This window comes from Kordiimonas aquimaris (genome assembly GCF_025574485.1).
GTDB classification, from domain to species: Bacteria; Pseudomonadota; Alphaproteobacteria; order Sphingomonadales; family Kordiimonadaceae; genus Kordiimonas; species Kordiimonas aquimaris.
Genome location: NZ_JAOBPO010000002.1, coordinates 469,969 through 486,345, shown reverse-complemented (window position 1 = coordinate 486,345; position 16,377 = coordinate 469,969). Strand labels below are relative to the sequence as shown.

The following is a 16,377-nucleotide window of genomic DNA, read 5'->3' as shown; positions in this document are numbered from 1 at the left end:
GCAACGTTAAACCAATGAAATACTGTCGCCTCATCAGGGAGCAACGGTATGGACTGGGACCGACTTAGAATTTTTCGTTTTGTTGCGGAAGCTGGCAGCTTTACAGGCGCGGGCGCGCGGCTCAATAGCAGCCAATCCGCGATCAGTCGCCAAATTCGCACTCTCGAAGAAAGCCTGAACGTATCTTTATTTACGCGCCACGCACGCGGATTGGTCCTCACGCAGGAAGGACAAGAGCTATACGAGACAGCCCGTGCCGTTATGCAGCGCATTGATGAGACAGAACGCCGCTTGCTTCAGTCCCGTGAACGACCGTCAGGGTTGCTGCGTGTCACCACAATGGTAACATTTGGAGCAGTTTGGCTCACACCGCACCTCGATCAGTTTATGTTGGAATATCCGGAGATTGACCTAAAGGTTATCCTTGATGACCGCGACCTTGACCTGTCTGCAGGCGAAGCGGATGTTGCTATAAGACTGCACGAACCGGAACAAGTGGAACTGATCCAGCGCCCTCTGGCGATGTTTCACAATCATATTTATGCCAGTCCTGAATATCTGGACCGTAAAGGAACACCGGTTAGTACATCCGATCTAGATAACCATGATCTCATTACGTTCGGAGACACCGCTACATCTGTTATTCGCGAGCTAAACTGGTTATTGGATGCAGGCATCGAAACGCACACGCGTAAGCCTCGCCTGCAGATCAATAACCTATACGGCATACTACATGCTGTAGAAATGGGCATGGGCCTAGCTGTTTTGCCAGACTATCTGGTGCATAACAGGCAAAAGCTGGTGCGCGTTTTACCCGACGTGGAAGGCACACCGTTCAATAGTTATTATTGCTATCCGCCAGAGCTGCGCGGCTCATTACGTGTTGCACTGTTCCGTGACTTTATGATCAGGCAAATTCGTGCAGAAAGTAAAATTCTTTAGAACAAGATACCTAGCTTATTAGCAACTAAGGCGTCACTGTTGCACGCGTGATAATGTCACCTTCCTGTAATGCACCGTATGGTCCACTAACAACACGGCCAAAAACGGAATACCGGTCATCCAAATGCCGATTGTGCATCAAGTTGATAAAAAACTGCGTAGTGCCAGTATCCGGCCCTGATGTTGCTACACCCACCGTACCTGGTGCATGCAATTCGGCGCCCCATTCCTCACGGATTGTAGGTACTGCAAACTGACCAACATCATCCCGTTGTCCAGCCTGCGCAACAAAGCCCGGCAGCACGCGGTGCCAAACCATACCATCCAACTTACCTTCAGCAGCAAGTGTAATAAAATTATGTGCGGCATAGGGTGTTTCTTCAATCATCTCAATAATGATATCGCCGCGCGTTGTCTCTAGCTTGAGCCTTTTAACAGTAGATGCCAATGCGTCAGCATAAGTGGCCGTTTCACGTGCAGCACGTGGTTCCACGCCGTTTGGATCAAGTGTTGCCATCACAAGCTGTGTGCGCACTGGATCATCGCTGGTAACAACATAATTCTGCAATAAATCCCTACCTTCAGGGTTGCGTGATAAAAGACCGACAGCTTGAAACGCTTGGTAAAAGCTACCGCTTTCAAGCCACTCTTCGGCTAGATACAATGCATTTGGGTCACCGAAACCAACCAATCCGGAGGCCGCTGTTACAGCAAGCCACGGATTATCGCCGCGCGCAAAATGCCACATACGCTGCGCAACACCTTCATCAGCGTCACTGCGCCGCGCCATAACAGACAGCGCAAGCTGTTTGATTGCCGGATTGTTTTCGTTCAACAATTGGAAAAGGTGCGTTAATGATGCACCGTCATTTAAACCAGACATGGCAATGATTGCGCCCGCCGCAACTGAATTGGCTTCAGCACCATTGAACATTTCCGTGGAAAGGTCACCTTCAATGCTCGTTACACTACCGTAACGGCGCAGTAAATCTGAGGCAGCATTGCCAAATTGACCAGCAACACGCAGCAAAGCGTATGTTTTTTCCGGCTGTGTCGACCCTTCGATTGCTGCCGCAACATCATCAAAATCAAGAGCAGCCCGCAAGCCTTGCATGCGCATCAGCAAATAAGCCGCTTCAAAACCCAAACGGTCATCGCGCATAGCGGCATCCATAATCGCCTGTATATCTAGTTCAGGCAAGGCGCTCGGTGAAAGGCCAGCGTATGTTATATTTTGCATCAGGCCGTAAACAGCTGCTGCGGCAAGCTCTACTCCTGAATCTTCATTTACTGCTTGCATTAGCGCATTAACGCTTGCAGCCATTTGCGAGCGATCATCTTCATCTGATGCAAATCCAACCGCTTTTAATGCCGCTATTCTTATTGAAGGTTTTTTTGGTACATCGTTTGCAATTGCAAGCAATGCCTCAAATGCGTGCGGGCTGCCACAGCGTCCGGCCCCAGTAACTGCGGCCTCTAAAATAGCATCATCTGTTGATGACAGGTATGGTCTTATTGTTGTGCATGCTTCCGTACCGCTAAGGCTGAATAGAACGAGTGCGTACGGAAAATCACCATCAATAGCGCGGCCCAGTAGCGCCTTATCAAATATCCGCTTATCTGCTGCTTCATAAACTTCAGCAACGAGAGCAGGGTCAACAACAGGCTTAACTTCGCCCGCATTTTCTTGCTGATCAGATTGGTTGCTGCAAGCAACTAGGAAAAACGTCGATAATAAGAAAAATGGAAGTTTAATCGTATTTATCATATCGAAATGTTTCCCTTGGTTTTTACCTACGCTTGGGTTTCTTCATAAGCATTTGAAGTCACTACTAAATAAGTGTTCACTACCCCTAAGCCATGCAAAAAGTGCATGGCTGGGCTGCTATAATACTGGGTTTGCAGACCATCAAATGTCACCTATATAGATGTCAACGCAAACGAGCAACCATGTACCGTGGTTCTAGCGAGCAAAGTTTTGACGGTTTTCCGTCATTTGGTCGGTCCCGATACTCTCCCCCCTCCCCCACTTCTTCGGGGCCGACCACATAACATCTTTGGTAATATTAAAGATGTTAACTTCCCCTAAGTTATGAGTATTTTGGCCTCAACGATTGTTGGGGCCTTTTTTTATCGCATCCGTTTGCTCGTTTCATCGCGGTCTTGCTTGACAAGAAGGTACAATCGCGCAAGTTTTCGTTCAATTTCCTAACGAAAATGAAAGCATTACAATGATCCGCTCAACCACATCTCGTTTGCTTATTGCTCTTTTGACATCCACGGCTCTTGTAGCTTGTGACCAGCAAACAACAACAACTGAAACGCCTAATACTGAAACACAACTTGCTGCCGCCAACACAGCGCAATCTGAAACGGAACGCCTGAACGCTTGGTTCGAACAACGATTTGAAGAAGAAGTTGCTTTCAGCCCTATTCAACAAACATTCCTGGGCCGGAAAACAAACACCGACAAAATAGATGATTTTTCAGTTGAAGCGCAGATGGCACAATTAGCCTGGAAACGCAAAACAGTTGAAGAGATGAAAGCTAACTTTGATCGCAACAAATTAACTGACGATGGCAAAACATCATACGATATCTGGGAACATCAACTGCTTAGCGCTGAGGCTGCCAACAAGTTCCGCACCAACGGTTATGTGTTTGAACAAATGTCAGCTATTCAAGCATTTTTCCCGCAATTGTTAATCGCTTTTCACCGCGTTGAGAATGCTGACGATATGGAAGCATATATTTCACGTATTGGTGGTTCTGCCGTTGCACTTGGTCAACTTATTGAGCAATCAAAAGAGCATGCTGCCACAGGGGTAAGGCCACCAAAGTTTTCTTTTGAACTAGTAATAGACTCCGCACAGCAGATTATCACCGGTGCACCGTTTAATGACGGTGAAGACAGTTCGATATGGGCTGACGCAAAAGGTAAAATCGCTGCGCTAATGGAAGCAGGAACTATTGATCAAGCACAAGCTGATGCCTTAACTGAAGCGGCACGCAATGCATTGGTTACACAATGGCAACCAGCTTATGAAGCACTTATTGCATGGCAACAGAAAGACATGGTCAATGCCAACATAGGAACAGGCGTTGCTGCTCTGCCAAACGGCGTTGCTTTTTATAATGAACGCCTTGCAAACAACACCACAACAAACCTGACCGCTGAAGAAATTCATCAGATCGGATTAGATGAGGTCGCGCGCCTACGCGCCGAAATGGAAGCTGTTAGAGAACAAGTAGGTTTTGACGGAACGCTGGTCGAGTTTTTCGCAGAACTACGCGACAATAAAGATGACCCTCGCTATTATTACCCAGATACGGATGAAGGACGCCAAGGATACATCGACGACGCCACCGCGGCTATTGATGGCATCAAAGCAAAACTACCTGACTATTTCGGTATATTACCGAAAGGTGACCTTGTGGTGAAACGTGTTGAACCATTCCGCGAACAACCCGGGGCAGCACAACACTATTTCCCAGGCACACCAGACGGATCACGGCCTGGCGTTTACTATGCCCACCTTTCAGACATGAAGGCGATGCCAAAGCGCGAGCTTGAAGTTATCGCATACCATGAAGGCCTACCTGGCCACCATATGCAGATAGCAATTCAACAAGAGCTCGAAAGCGTGCCTACATTCAGGACACAAGCCAATTTCACAGCTTATTCCGAAGGTTGGGGTTTATACTCTGAGTTGCTCGCCAAGGAAATGGACGGCACATACGCTGACCCTTATTCTGAATTTGGTCGCTTGGGCTCAGAAATATGGCGTGCCGTACGTTTAGTGCTGGACACGGGTTTGCATGCCAAAGGTTGGACTGAAGAGCAAGCAGTTGAATATTTCCAGCAAAATTCAGCCATCACCGACGCGCAGGCGCGCAGCGAGGTGCGCCGTTACATGGTGTTGCCTGGCCAAGCCACAAGCTACAAAATCGGTATGTTGAAAATCATTGAACTCCGCAACAAAGCTGAAGCTGCACTTGGTGACAAGTTTGACATAAAAGGCTTCCACGACACTATTCTTGGCGGTGGTGCAGTACCACTGTCCATCCTGGAACGCCGTGTCGATCAATGGGTTGCCAGCGTGCAATCATAAACAAACCAACAAGCGGGCGCGTCCATTTATAACTGGGATAGCGCCTGCCTGGCTTCTTCTTCAAGCCATGCTGTCATGCGTTTGTATGGAACCGGCCCGTAACTGATACGAGCAACCCCGAGAGATGCGAGCGTTTTTGTGTCTGGCACATGCGGCAAAGCAATAATATTAATGGGCAGATCAGTTGAGCTGCATAAACGCTCAATCAGGTTCTCGTTCGCCAAACCCGGTGCAAAAAAACCATTTGCCCCTGCCTCGGCATAAGCCTCAGCTCGTTCAATAGCATGGTCTAACATTGCGGCTGTATGTGTGTCCGGTGCGGCTTTCAGGAATATGTCAGTACGTGCATTAATGAAAATATTGTCGCAAAGACCGTTTATAGCTTTGCGCACAGCAGCAATACGGCTTGCCTGCTCAGTAATATCATACAAATCACTACTACCAACAACCTGGTCTTCAAAGTTGAAACCAATAGCACCAGCCTCCACCATCCTGGATGCAGTATTTGCGACCTCTTGAGACGAAACCCCGTATCCGCCTTCTATATCCGCAGAAACAGGTACATCTACCAAGGATGTAATGCGGCGAATGTTTTCAACAGCAAGATCAAGGGGAATATTTTCACCATCATCAAAACCTTGTGCCGCAGCAACGGGCCAGCTGCCTGTTGCAATAGCTTTAGCGCCAGCTTTTTCGATAACGGCGGCGCTCCCTGCATCCCAAGCATTAAACAAAATAACGGGAGCACCCTTTTGATGAAGGTCAGCAAATACTCGTGCGCGTTCCGTTTGTGTCAACATGTTGTTACCTTTTCGCTAAATATACGCAGCGTTTTAATCATTACTTTATTACGTTGGTTGTAACGTACCGCGCTTCATAGCGCTAGGTAGTGAGGCACAAAAAAACACGCCCTACAAGTAGAGCGTGTTCGTTGTAATTACTGATGTGTATCAGGGGGAAAAGGCTTAGAGATCGCCAGGGGCTACATCAGCAATTGTTTTCCAGTTAGCATCTGCTTTTGAGATGTTACCTGGGATGTCGCGGTGCCAAACTTTAGACACGTCATCACTTAGGTTCAGGTACAATGTGCCGTCTACGATTTTCCAAACTTCAGGATCACTGAAGAATTTCTTACCTACAGCTGCGCCGTACGCACAGTATCCGCCGTATGCTGGAGCATATTTCGCTGGGTCAGCAGAGAAAGCGTTTTTGTTTTCTTCAGTTGCAAACAGATACGTTACGCCGTTGTAAGACACAACATTATTGCCTGAGCCGCGAACAGGTGTACCAGAATGATATGACACAACGTCATAACCGCTAACAGCAACAGTGCTTACTTCAGCAGAAGCTGCACCAGCGAGGAAAGAAGCGAATACTGCTGTAACAGCAAGCATAGCATTACGAATAAGTTTCATGATTAATTCCATTTTCATCTAAGTCAAAATTATCCCTGAGGATACCGATCTGTCTCCTCGTTGAAAATGATATATAGACAAATCTGTCTACTTCGCAAGAGGTAATGCTATCCATTTGCTTCACAAGGGCGTGAGGAAACAGTGACCATAGCAATAACAGAGGTTTTTTTTTGAGAGCCGAAGGCCCCATCATAGAAGTAACATGAAGAAGAAATAGCCTTGCAAGGAGCCGAGCGCTTTAAGAAGCTGAACGTTTTTCACCAAATAAACGGCCCAAGAGGCCCTGTGAGTTTGGTGCCACTTCGGCAATTGCTTTTTCAATAATGACTAAAGCAGTATCTTTAGCTGTTTTTGCAGCATCAGGGTTTCCAGAAACCTGTGCCGTTGAAATCGAGCCTTCAAGAATAAGCGCCAATTGTGATGATGTTTTTTCAGGGTCCGGCAAATGCGCGCGCCTGCATAGATCGCAAATATAATCACGCATTTCGCTTTTATAATCCATACATACTTTGCGTATGGAGGATTCACGGTCTGCGAATTCACCAACCGCATTCACAAAAATACATCCAAAGAAGTTGCTTTCTGAAAACCATGCATGTGCAACATCATAGATAGCAACAAGCTGCTCTGACGGTTCTGTGGCTAAGTTTTCTACTTCCTGTGAAAAGCGCGTACTAAACAATCCGCTATGCTTCTCAAGCGCAGCAACGATCAGATCATCCTTTGATTTAAAATGATTATACAGGGTCTTTTTAGCGACACCTGACTTTTCAAGGATTAGGTTTATGCCCGTTGAATGAAAGCCATTTTCCATAAAAAGCATGATCGCCGTATCGATCAATTTCTCTCTGCTTTCATTCATTATATATTACCAGCCTTGTGTTCGCTTAGCTTGATGATGATATCTCTCGAGCCTAAATTTGTAACCACCTTATCACAAACTTTACTTTCTCAGTTATCGCAATTTCGTTATACAACTTCCTATATAGACAAATCTGTCTCTTACGCCAGCACTATAGAACTTACCGCTTACAGAAGGCAGAGGCGAATTTACGCAACAGCATGTTAAATTTATGCGGCAACATCCTCTTTATAGACATCGAAGTTCATATTTTCGACCTTATCAATACGCATGGTCAAGCCAACACCCAGGATGAGGCACAACTGCATATAGAAACTAGAAACTGCAGGGTCAAAAACCTCAATATCATAACGATCCGCTGCTTCAGCAACGATCAGAAAAACGCTAATCATAATGCTTGAAATTGTTAGGCTCTTAGCCATGCTTTCTATTTGCTTGGACTGGTCTTTGCCATCTTTATACGGGTCGAGCTTCACGCCTTTGACAAAATGGGCAATCACAAAAACATATGCCAGATTAACAAGTGTAATTAGACCAAGGCTTAAATACATATTCATCTGCTGAGATTGGTTTTCATAGTCATACGACAGATTAAACACAAGCATAGCTATATAAGATAAAACTGCAAACCCAACCAGAAACGGCGAAACAAAATCAAACAACTGTCTCGGTTTCAGTTCAGCAGTACGAACACGCTGAGCAAACCTTTCCCGGAGTTTTTTAGTATGCTTAAAGTCTTGCAGGGATACCACAAGGAAAGGAATGACCTGCAGGAAGAAATACAGCATTACATAAACTTCGTCCCCGCCTTTCAATGCAGGCTCATAACCGGACGCCCACATAAAGCCAAGGATAACCAAGCCAAATACAGCGATGGCGTAATTCACGCCGCTATATAGGCCAAGTTTGCGGTTTGCACGCCCTACAAACCCATCACCTACAGAAGGGTATAAGTTGGGATATTCTTCCGGCGGAAAATTATCCAGAATATACGCCACACGGCGAACCAGCTTCTGTGGATAATGAATTGATGCAAAGTAAATTTGCGATAAAAAGACAATGTAAAACACCGCCAATACGAATTCTGTTGAGAAGGTTGCCGACATCTCATTCTTCCTTTTGAGTTCTGTTGTTCATGACATTGCCAAAAGCAATGCGAATTTCACTATCCGTTGCGCCTGATTTGCGCAGCTCCTCGACCGTGTTATCGAGCGTATTGTGCAGCCATGCATTCAGGTCTTTTGTGCTGTTAGTAACGGCATCGGGGTGTACAAAGGTCCCCCGATACCCTTTGGTTTGTATTACGCTGTCGCGCTCGAGCAGCCGGTATGCTTTTGCTACCGTTTTGTTGTTCAGGCCTAAGTCATTCGCAAGTTGGCGAATAGAAGGCAGAGCATCACCCGCACTAATGGCACCATGCTGAACAGCCCCCTTAATCTGCTCAACCAGTTGAGCGAACTGAGGCACTGGGTCGTCAATGTCTATCTTGATACGCATATCTGTCGCTTTGTATTATTGTATTTATGTACCATTTGAAGTAGGGGTACAATAGGATCATATTAATTGCAATAGAAAATTGTAGCGCGGTTGTGATGGTGTGTAGTCTTGACCTAAAGCTGAATTTAAACGACCTTTCCATCAGGGCAAATTCAAGGGGAGGTTTCTATGAATTCTATAAAACACATGCTGGTAAGCGTAATTACGCTCAGCATTTTTATGTTCGGCGCATCCATTTCTGCTTTTTCGGCAGAAAAGAAAGCACTTGTTGGCGGCAGGTTGATTGATGGGTTTGGGCACCGACCAATTGCAAACAGCGTGATCCTGATCGATGGTGACACCATTGAGGCCGTTGGCACTATCGGCTCGCTGGAAGTACCAAGCGGGTACGAGATTGTTTCCACTGAAGGCATGGATGTGCTGCCAGGCTTGTGGGAAAGCCATGCGCATCTCATGCTTAATGGTCATTCAGACTACAGCCATTGGCACCCAACATACTTACCAAGGCTTGAAGACGAGATCATGCCCGCCAGCGCAGTGCAATTGCTGCTTGCCGGCGTTACAGCTGCACGCGATTTGGGCGCACCATTAGAAGCATCCATCTCTGTAAAAACACGTATTGCTGAAGGCAAAATACCCGGGCCGCGCCTATTTGTGTCAGGGCCCTTTATTCAACACGAATCGCCGGAGGGCTCAGAGTTTTATCGCTGGGGCGTTAAAGGTGTAGATGATGTGAAAGCCAAGATCAAAACACTGGCTGATGCTGGCGTGGACATCATCAAACTGATCGACCAAGATAAAATGACAATGGAAGAGGCACAAACTGTTGTTGACGAAGCACATAAATACGGCTTGAAGGTTGTTGCACATTCACACCGGCCTGACGAAATTCGCCGAGGCATCGCTATCGGTGTAGACAATTTTGAGCACACCGGCCTGACAACCGCACCAGAATACCCCGCTGATGTTATAGAGCTGCTGAAAGAACGCACAGCAACAGGCCGTATAGCAGGTGGCCCTATGTTCTGGACACCAACAGTGGAAGGCTTGTGGAATTACCCGCTTACGGTTGATAACCCGGAAAAGTTGGATACCACGTGCTGGCACCGCGGCCTGAAAGACGACACTATTGCCGACATTAAAGCATCAATCCAAAACCCTGGTCAGTTTGGTTACTCTGCGCTTGTGCCAATTCGCCGCCCTACCCTGAAGCGTAAAATTGCACAACTCCGCGAATCTGGTGTTGTGTTCCTCGTGGGTACCGATAGCGGTATCCCGATTAAATTCCACTGCCAAAGCACATGGAACGAAATGGCCGCGTGGGTCGATACATTTGATATCCCACCTATGGACACCATTCGCGCCGCAACATACTGGCCGGCCGTTATGATGGGTGTTGATGATAAAATAGGCACTGTTTCCAAGGGGAAATATGCCGACATTATTGCTGTTAAGGGAGACGTGCTTCGTTACATGAATCTGCTGCAGAATGTAGACATGGTTATGAAAGGCGGCGTTGTTTATAAACAAAACGGCCAGCCCGTCGAAGAAAACCTGAAAGGCCGTTAATACAAACGGCGGCCTGGATCATCAAATTCGGGCCGCCCTACTCTGTTTATTTTCTCAATGCTATTGATAAAAGCGCACCGGCTGCCTGCCTGGCCTCTTCTGCAGGATACTGTGTTGTCTTCATATGAGCTGACACAATAGCGCCTTCCTTCAGCAGCAATAGCTGATTAGCCAACAGATCAGCATTTTCAACGCCTGCAGTAGTAGCGAGCGCTCGAAAATGCCGCCTTAAAAGCCGCTTATGTTCTGCCGACTGGAGATATATAGGATGCTCAGCATCCTGAAACTCTGATGACGCCTTTATGAACAGGCAACCCTGAAATCCCGGGCCTTTTATCCATTCATCAAGCGCGTCAAAAAGTGCAAGCAATTGACTCTCAGGTGTTTGCCCAAGTTCTTCCATACGCCGGAAAAGCCAATTTCTCAGTGTCTCGTCGCGGAATCTTAGTACTGCAAGGATCAGGTCATCCTTGGTGCGAAAATGTTTATACATTGCGGTCTTGGAAACACCTGTTTCAGCAACCAATGTGTCCATACCTGTCGCATGAAAACCGCGCTGATAAAAAACCTGCGTTGCTCGCTGTACCAATTCGTCACGTATCGATGCTCGCATCGTGTTACCTCAATAAATACTGATCTGTATCATATATATACGAAATACCTTAGAAACAACCCCTCTTATATAGTCAATAATACATCTATAGGCGTGATCAATATCCTTTATTTTCATTATTCTATTGTAATTTTGGAAAATAGCATGATATAGGTTTTCAAAGTTTACCGATCGGTACATATTTAATCAGCAATACTGAAATAACATTGAGAATAGAAAATGAGCAGACCACCTTTTCCTCCATTCACCGCAGAAAGCGCCGCACTTAAAGTGCGCGCCGCCGAAGACGGTTGGAATTCACGCAAGCCGTCAAAAGTTGCACTAGCATACACACCGGACACAATTTGGCGGAATAGAGACACGTTTATTAATGGCCGCACTGCAGTAGAAGCATTTCTCACAGCTAAATGGCAACGTGAACATGAATACAGACTAATTAAGGAACTTTGGGCCTTCACTGACAATCGCATCGCAGTACGTTTTGCATACGAATGGCACAATGCAGCAGGAAACTGGTTTCGCTCTTACGGCAATGAAAACTGGGAGTTTTCCAAGAACGGTCTCATGAAGCACCGGCATGCCAGCATTAATGATTTGGCAATCACCGAAGCGGACAGGAAATTTCACTGGCCACAAGGAACAAGACCTGCTGACCACCCTAGCCTCACAGAATTAGGTCTTTAAGTCGCGAAAGAGAACCCACCAATGAACACGCAACCTACTAATAGCAACAAACCCATCATTCTTTACCGCAATCCGCTTTCCGGTCACTGCCACCGCGTTGAATTGATGCTCAGTTTACTGGGCTTATCTTATGAAACTGTTGACCTTGATATGGCAAACGGTGCGCATAAAGCACCAGATTATTTGATAAAGAATGCATTCGGCCAGGTGCCTGCAATCAATGACAATGGCACACTCCTTTCCGACTCAAATGCCATCCTTGTTTACCTTGTTCAGAAATACGGCGCAGATACAAATTGGCTACCTAAAACGCCGCACGCAGTTGCAGAGGTTCAGCGATGGCTATCTGTTGCCGCTGGAGAAATTGTCGCCGGCCCATGTTCCGCAAGGCTTGTAACTGTTTTCGGTGCCACGCTTGATCACGAACTGGCCAAACAAAAGGCCGTAAGCCTTTTTGGTATTATGGAGCCCATGCTGGGCACACGGAAGTTTCTCACAGGCGATGAAATTACAATTGCCGACGTATCGGCATACACATATATCGCACACGCACCAGAAGGCGGTGTCAGCCTTGAACCATACCCAAATATTCGCAAATGGCTCTCCCGCATCGAAGCACAGCCTCACTTTGTGGGCATGAAAAAAACAACCGTTGCCAACGCCGCATAGCTGAAACCAAGGATAATCAGATGGAAAACGAAACCACACATATCGCTTCGGTCTTTCATGACGGTGAGCTCAAAGTGCAACAGCAAGCTGGTGTAAGCGAAAAAGTAGCAAAGTATGCGACCAAAGCCATTCGTTCATTTATGCCCGACCAGCACCGTGAGTTTTATCAACAATTACCTATGATTCTGATGGGCCTTACTGACCAGCAAGGCAGGCCGTGGGCAACAGCCGCGTTTGGCGAACAAGGCTTCATCACATCACCTGACGAAAACTCTCTACTTATTAAAGGAAGTGCTCTCCTTGCAGATGAGCTTAACTTAAATACCGGGCAAGACAGCAAGGTTGGTTTGCTTGGAATCGAGCTTGAAACGCGCCGTCGTAACCGTATGAACGGTTATATTAATAGCAACACCAACGACGCCTTGCATATCCATGTGGATCAAAGCTTTGGCAATTGTCCACAGTATATCCAGCGGCACAACATGAGTATAAACACTGATACAAAGTCGCTAGATATTCGGCGCAGCAAAACACTGAATGCAAACGGCGCAGCATTTATCGAAGATTCAGACACTTTCTACATTGCATCCCGCACACCTGACATGTCTAAAGATTCTACAAGCGGTGTTGATGTGTCACATCGCGGCGGACGCACAGGGTTTGTAAAAGTAGAGCAGGACGGTTCCATCTCGTTTCCTGATTTTTCAGGCAATCGCTTTTTTAACACACTAGGTAACATCGAGGCAGACGGACGTGTGGGCCTATTCTTTCCTGATTTCGCGACAGGTAATACTTTATTTCTCACTGGTTGGGCTGAAATCCGCTGGGATGATCCGCGCATTGCTTCGCTCAAGGGCGCAGAACGCATTATTAATGTGAAGCCAGATGAAATAGTGATGGCTACAAATGCCCTGCCACTAAGGGGCGAATTCATCGATTCATGGCCAAACCTCAAGAATACTGGCGTGTGGGGCGAACAAAATTAGTTGGACAATGTTTGCGCCAATCTCGCTACCGTCTTTGGTGCAAGTATTAAAACCATTTCAATTTCTTGAAAATCACAACTTGAGCAACCACGAGGACGATCAGCCCACCACTGAACAACAGAAATGCATTTTCATTTTCTGAACCAGGAATACCGCCAATGTTAATCCCGAGCAATCCAGTCAGGAAACCAAGTGGCAAGAAAATAGCGGCAATGACTGATAACACATACATATTCTTGTTAAGGCGATCAGCAAGAATATTGGCCAGCTCATCCTTGACGATTTGTGCCCGCTCTCGAATGGCGTCTAAATCATCAACATAGCGCTTCACCCGACTATAACTTTCTTGCAAGTGCCGGCGGCTTTTGTCCGTCAACCAACTTAATTCAGATCCATGCATCTGCATAATCGCATCACGCTGCGGCGCCATGTAACGCCGAAACACAATCGCCTGTTTGCGCACACCTACAATGCGCTCTCGCTGATTGGTGGAAGCGTCCTCCAAGACCTCTTCTTCGATGGTATCTGTCGCATCATCCAAGGTGGTAAGTACAGGTTCAAATCTATTGAACATACTTGCCGTGAGCATACAAACAAACTCGGCAGCATTTTTAGGTCCATGCCCTGCCCGCAGCTTTTCTTCAATATCACGTACAGCCCTTAGTTTTCGCTTGCGCACACTGATGATACGGTGGCTGTCCACCCACATGCGTATGGAAACCATATCTTCAGGTTTGGCGTCCTCGTTCAGGTTTACACCGCGTAAAATAATTAATGCACCGTCACCAATTTGGGTCATACGCGGACTTGTTTCTTCAGCCAGCAATGCTTCTGCGATAAAAGGGTCGAGATATGAAATTTCGCTATCAAGCCAAACCTTGGTATCAGGATGGTTGGCATCCAAATGCACCCAGGCAATCTGTTCATCAGCGGCAGCTTTACTTGCCTCCTCATTGTCCAAAACTTTTGCACCACCTGCACCATCAAAGGCATATGACAATAAAATATGGTCGCTCATGTTGCCTTCTCCGATGAAACAATATGAACATCTCTTTGTGGGTAAGGAATGGAAATGCCGTTTTCCTTATATAAACGCCATAAGGTTCGCATCACATCACTTTGCGGCTCGTATCGACCCTGCGTTACATCAGCAATCCAAAACTGCAGTAACAAATTTATAGAATTATCCCCAAACTCGCGCAGAAAACAAACAGGCGCAGGCTTATCGATACAGCGGGGATGGCTACTTGCGGCCTTTAGGGCGAGCTCAATAGCAAGATCAACATCACAGTCATATGATATGCCTACAGTAAATTCTATACGGCCCTGCGTGTTAGTATAGGTCCAGTTAGTCACATGATTTGTAACGAAGTCTTCGTTGGGGACCAGAACTTCACGGCTATCAGGTGTTTCAAGTAACGTATACCGCGCGCCGGTGCGCCGCACAAAACCCACCGTACCATTGCTTAACTCCACAAGGTCTTCTTCTTCAATCGACTTTTCAAAAAGAAGAATAATGCCACTAATAAAGTTTGAAGCAATCTTCTGAAGCCCAAAGCCCACACCGATACCAACTGCGCCGCTAAATATACTGAGCGTAGTCAGATCAAAACCGAGTACATTTAAACCGACCGTTGCCGCAACAAAGTACAACAATATCTGAATAGTTTTAACAATCAAAGCGCGATTGCTGGATTTAATACGGCGGAAAGACGCCATACGTTTTTCGGCAAAATCAGACGCAATACTGGCAAACCAGAAAATCAATACAAGCGTTATCGCCCCGTTCAACAGTATGTATACGGAAAACCGCTTATCCGCCAAGTTGAAGGCTAATTCCTCGGAGTCTAGAAATTTACGAATAGGGTCAAGGTAATCCATGAACCCAAGCGCATAAAAACCAATGAAGAAAGCAAGAATGAGAAGCTTGGCGACCCAGGCTTTGGGCTTTAATAAGCTCACGAAAATACTTTTCATGATTTCGTTACTCCAGCAATATAAAGAGAGTGTGTATAGTTGCGTTCAGCTTGTCAAAGACCTTTTCCCCGCACACTGAACCCAAACACACCTTTTGTTTCAACTTTATCCTGCCAACTCCTTACTGCGTTTGGCGGCGGCCTCAGTTGCGCGCTCTAACAGAGTGGTCATGCCGCCTTCGCCCATCAATACCTTCAGCGCTGCCTCTGTTGTGCCTTTCGGGCTCGTTACTCTTTCACGAAGTGTTGCAGCGCTTGTACCTGTATCAGCCTCAAGCAATTTGGCTGCTCCAATGATCGTTTGCCGCGCCAACGCTTCAGCGCCTTCTTGGGAAAGCCCCAGCTTTTCACCCGCAGCGGCCAATGCCTCAACCATATAAAACACATACGCTGGGCCACTGCCTGATGTTGCTGTAACGGCATCAATTTGCTGCTCATTTTCAAGCACAACAGCAAGGCCAACTGCTTCCATCAATGCTTTCGTTAAAGCCATATTGGCCAAGGAAACATTTTCACTGCAAGCAATACCTGATGCCCCTGCAGCAACAGCTGCAGGCGTATTTGGCATAACACGCGCACACTGTTTGTCCGCACCAACACCTCTTGCCATTTGATCCAGCGTCACGCCGGCTGCCACAGAAATGATAAGCGTGTTATTGTTGATAAACGGACTGAGGCTTGGCATTACATCATTGATAATTTGCGGCTTCACTGCCAGCAACACTGCTTTCGCCAAAAGACCCGTTTCTAACGCATCCAGGCTATCAACAACACGTGCGCCACGTGCCTCAGGCAAGTTCTCGACTTCAAACAAGCGATCCACTATTACAAGCGCATCAGCGGACAGGCCACTTGCGAGCCAACCACGCGCCAAAGCTCCACCCATATTGCCGCAACCAACAAGAACCAGCGGTGCATTCGGTGTAAACTCGCTTAAATTCATCATAGCAACCTCTTGGCCCTGCCTTCTCAAAAATAAAGGCGGAGCATAGCCCCGCCTGAAACTTTATATCAATAGCTTACTGATCGCAGCTCACTGTAGAAGCGCGAGA

General features: G+C 46.7%; 16 protein-coding genes. 6 read left to right on the top strand and 10 right to left on the bottom strand.

The features are described from left to right. Nucleotides 1–48: 48 nt before the first annotated feature. Nucleotides 49–942 (top strand): LysR family transcriptional regulator, encoded by an 894-nt coding sequence (locus tag OEU88_RS08045; protein ID WP_262694636.1) that lies wholly within the window; start codon nt 49–51, stop codon nt 940–942. A gap of 25 nt (nt 943–967) precedes the next feature. Here the strand turns inward: OEU88_RS08045 and OEU88_RS08040 are convergent, their stop codons facing one another. Continuing rightward, complete coding sequence (locus OEU88_RS08040) at nt 968–2,710, bottom strand: peptidylprolyl isomerase (RefSeq protein WP_262694635.1); 1,743 nt, start codon at nt 2,708–2,710, stop codon at nt 968–970. 463 nt (nt 2,711–3,173) lie between these two features. Here OEU88_RS08040 and OEU88_RS08035 point away from each other — a divergent pair, with 463 nt between their 5' ends. Then, on the top strand, nt 3,174–5,054 hold the full coding sequence (locus tag OEU88_RS08035) for a DUF885 domain-containing protein (protein WP_262694634.1): 1,881 nt from the start codon (nt 3,174–3,176) through the stop codon (nt 5,052–5,054). A gap of 26 nt (nt 5,055–5,080) precedes the next feature. Here the strand turns inward: OEU88_RS08035 and OEU88_RS08030 are convergent, their stop codons facing one another. The 5 genes from OEU88_RS08030 to OEU88_RS08010 form a co-directional block, all read right to left on the bottom strand. After that, nucleotides 5,081–5,854 (bottom strand): isocitrate lyase/PEP mutase family protein, encoded by a 774-nt coding sequence (locus OEU88_RS08030; protein ID WP_262694633.1) that lies wholly within the window; start codon nt 5,852–5,854, stop codon nt 5,081–5,083. A 165-nt stretch (nt 5,855–6,019) separates the two neighbouring features. Continuing rightward, nucleotides 6,020–6,469, bottom strand: coding sequence for a YHS domain-containing (seleno)protein (locus OEU88_RS08025; RefSeq protein WP_262694632.1), 450 nt, complete (start codon nt 6,467–6,469; stop codon nt 6,020–6,022). Between the two features lie 238 nt (nt 6,470–6,707). Beyond that, entirely contained in the window at nt 6,708–7,331 is a 624-nt protein-coding gene (locus OEU88_RS08020) for a TetR/AcrR family transcriptional regulator (protein WP_262694631.1), read from the bottom strand. Nucleotides 7,332–7,540: 209 nt separating this feature from the next. Beyond that, a complete protein-coding gene (locus OEU88_RS08015) occupies nt 7,541–8,437 on the bottom strand; it encodes a hypothetical protein (RefSeq protein ID WP_262694630.1) in 897 nt (298 codons plus the stop codon). A gap of 1 nt (nt 8,438) precedes the next feature. Then, a complete protein-coding gene (locus tag OEU88_RS08010; RefSeq protein WP_262694629.1) occupies nt 8,439–8,828 on the bottom strand; it encodes a GntR family transcriptional regulator in 390 nt (129 codons plus the stop codon). A 219-nt stretch (nt 8,829–9,047) separates the two neighbouring features. On the opposite strand from OEU88_RS08010, the gene OEU88_RS08005 reads away from it, so the two are divergent. Beyond that, entirely contained in the window at nt 9,048–10,397 is a 1,350-nt protein-coding gene (locus OEU88_RS08005) for an amidohydrolase family protein (protein WP_394805246.1), read from the top strand. Nucleotides 10,398–10,443: 46 nt separating this feature from the next. Here the strand turns inward: OEU88_RS08005 and OEU88_RS08000 are convergent, their stop codons facing one another. Further along, nucleotides 10,444–11,010, bottom strand: a complete 567-nt coding sequence (locus tag OEU88_RS08000) for a TetR/AcrR family transcriptional regulator (protein WP_262694627.1) — start codon at nt 11,008–11,010, stop codon at nt 10,444–10,446. Between the two features lie 219 nt (nt 11,011–11,229). Here OEU88_RS08000 and OEU88_RS07995 point away from each other — a divergent pair, with 219 nt between their 5' ends. Genes OEU88_RS07995 through OEU88_RS07985 form a run of 3 tightly spaced genes read left to right on the top strand, consistent with a single transcriptional unit; the run spans nt 11,230 to nt 13,349 of the window. Continuing rightward, a complete protein-coding gene (locus tag OEU88_RS07995) occupies nt 11,230–11,694 on the top strand; it encodes a nuclear transport factor 2 family protein (RefSeq protein WP_262694626.1) in 465 nt (154 codons plus the stop codon). A 21-nt stretch (nt 11,695–11,715) separates the two neighbouring features. Continuing rightward, nucleotides 11,716–12,363 (top strand): glutathione S-transferase family protein, encoded by a 648-nt coding sequence (locus tag OEU88_RS07990; RefSeq protein ID WP_262694625.1) that lies wholly within the window; start codon nt 11,716–11,718, stop codon nt 12,361–12,363. Nucleotides 12,364–12,383: 20 nt separating this feature from the next. Then, nucleotides 12,384–13,349: a pyridoxamine 5'-phosphate oxidase family protein gene (locus OEU88_RS07985; RefSeq protein ID WP_262694624.1), complete on the top strand. Its 966-nt coding sequence runs from the start codon at nt 12,384–12,386 to the stop codon at nt 13,347–13,349. Between the two features lie 46 nt (nt 13,350–13,395). On the opposite strand, the gene OEU88_RS07980 is transcribed toward OEU88_RS07985, so the two are convergent. From OEU88_RS07980 to proC, 3 genes are all read right to left on the bottom strand, one after another. Further along, nucleotides 13,396–14,367, bottom strand: a complete 972-nt coding sequence (locus tag OEU88_RS07980; protein ID WP_262694623.1) for a zinc transporter ZntB — start codon at nt 14,365–14,367, stop codon at nt 13,396–13,398. Further along, nucleotides 14,364–15,326 carry a mechanosensitive ion channel family protein gene (locus OEU88_RS07975; protein ID WP_262694622.1) on the bottom strand — a complete coding sequence of 321 codons (963 nt, stop codon included), beginning with the start codon at nt 15,324–15,326 and terminating at the stop codon, nt 14,364–14,366. Before OEU88_RS07975 ends, OEU88_RS07980 begins: the two co-directional genes overlap by 4 nt. A 105-nt stretch (nt 15,327–15,431) precedes the next feature. Continuing rightward, the gene (proC, locus tag OEU88_RS07970; RefSeq protein ID WP_262694621.1) at nt 15,432–16,271 is read right to left on the bottom strand and encodes a pyrroline-5-carboxylate reductase; all 840 of its coding nucleotides are present in this window, start codon (nt 16,269–16,271) and stop codon (nt 15,432–15,434) included. Between the last annotated feature and the right edge of the window lie 106 nt (nt 16,272–16,377).

Bases quoted from the DNA above. Each gene is read 5' to 3' on its own strand.
- OEU88_RS08045 (WP_262694636.1), top strand. From the start codon at position 49: ATGGACTGGGACCGACTTAGAATTTTTCGTTTTGTTGCGGAAGCTGGC.
- OEU88_RS08040 (WP_262694635.1), bottom strand. From the start codon at position 2,710: ATGATAAATACGATTAAACTTCCATTTTTCTTATTATCGACGTTTTTC.
- OEU88_RS08035 (WP_262694634.1), top strand. From the start codon at position 3,174: ATGATCCGCTCAACCACATCTCGTTTGCTTATTGCTCTTTTGACATCC.
- OEU88_RS08030 (WP_262694633.1), bottom strand. From the start codon at position 5,854: ATGTTGACACAAACGGAACGCGCACGAGTATTTGCTGACCTTCATCAA.
- OEU88_RS08025 (WP_262694632.1), bottom strand. From the start codon at position 6,469: ATGAAACTTATTCGTAATGCTATGCTTGCTGTTACAGCAGTATTCGCT.
- OEU88_RS08020 (WP_262694631.1), bottom strand. From the start codon at position 7,331: ATGAATGAAAGCAGAGAGAAATTGATCGATACGGCGATCATGCTTTTT.
- OEU88_RS08015 (WP_262694630.1), bottom strand. From the start codon at position 8,437: ATGTCGGCAACCTTCTCAACAGAATTCGTATTGGCGGTGTTTTACATT.
- OEU88_RS08010 (WP_262694629.1), bottom strand. From the start codon at position 8,828: ATGCGTATCAAGATAGACATTGACGACCCAGTGCCTCAGTTCGCTCAA.
- OEU88_RS08005 (WP_394805246.1), top strand. From the start codon at position 9,048: ATGTTCGGCGCATCCATTTCTGCTTTTTCGGCAGAAAAGAAAGCACTT.
- OEU88_RS08000 (WP_262694627.1), bottom strand. From the start codon at position 11,010: ATGCGAGCATCGATACGTGACGAATTGGTACAGCGAGCAACGCAGGTT.
- OEU88_RS07995 (WP_262694626.1), top strand. From the start codon at position 11,230: ATGAGCAGACCACCTTTTCCTCCATTCACCGCAGAAAGCGCCGCACTT.
- OEU88_RS07990 (WP_262694625.1), top strand. From the start codon at position 11,716: ATGAACACGCAACCTACTAATAGCAACAAACCCATCATTCTTTACCGC.
- OEU88_RS07985 (WP_262694624.1), top strand. From the start codon at position 12,384: ATGGAAAACGAAACCACACATATCGCTTCGGTCTTTCATGACGGTGAG.
- OEU88_RS07980 (WP_262694623.1), bottom strand. From the start codon at position 14,367: ATGAGCGACCATATTTTATTGTCATATGCCTTTGATGGTGCAGGTGGT.
- OEU88_RS07975 (WP_262694622.1), bottom strand. From the start codon at position 15,326: ATGAAAAGTATTTTCGTGAGCTTATTAAAGCCCAAAGCCTGGGTCGCC.
- proC (WP_262694621.1), bottom strand. From the start codon at position 16,271: ATGATGAATTTAAGCGAGTTTACACCGAATGCACCGCTGGTTCTTGTT.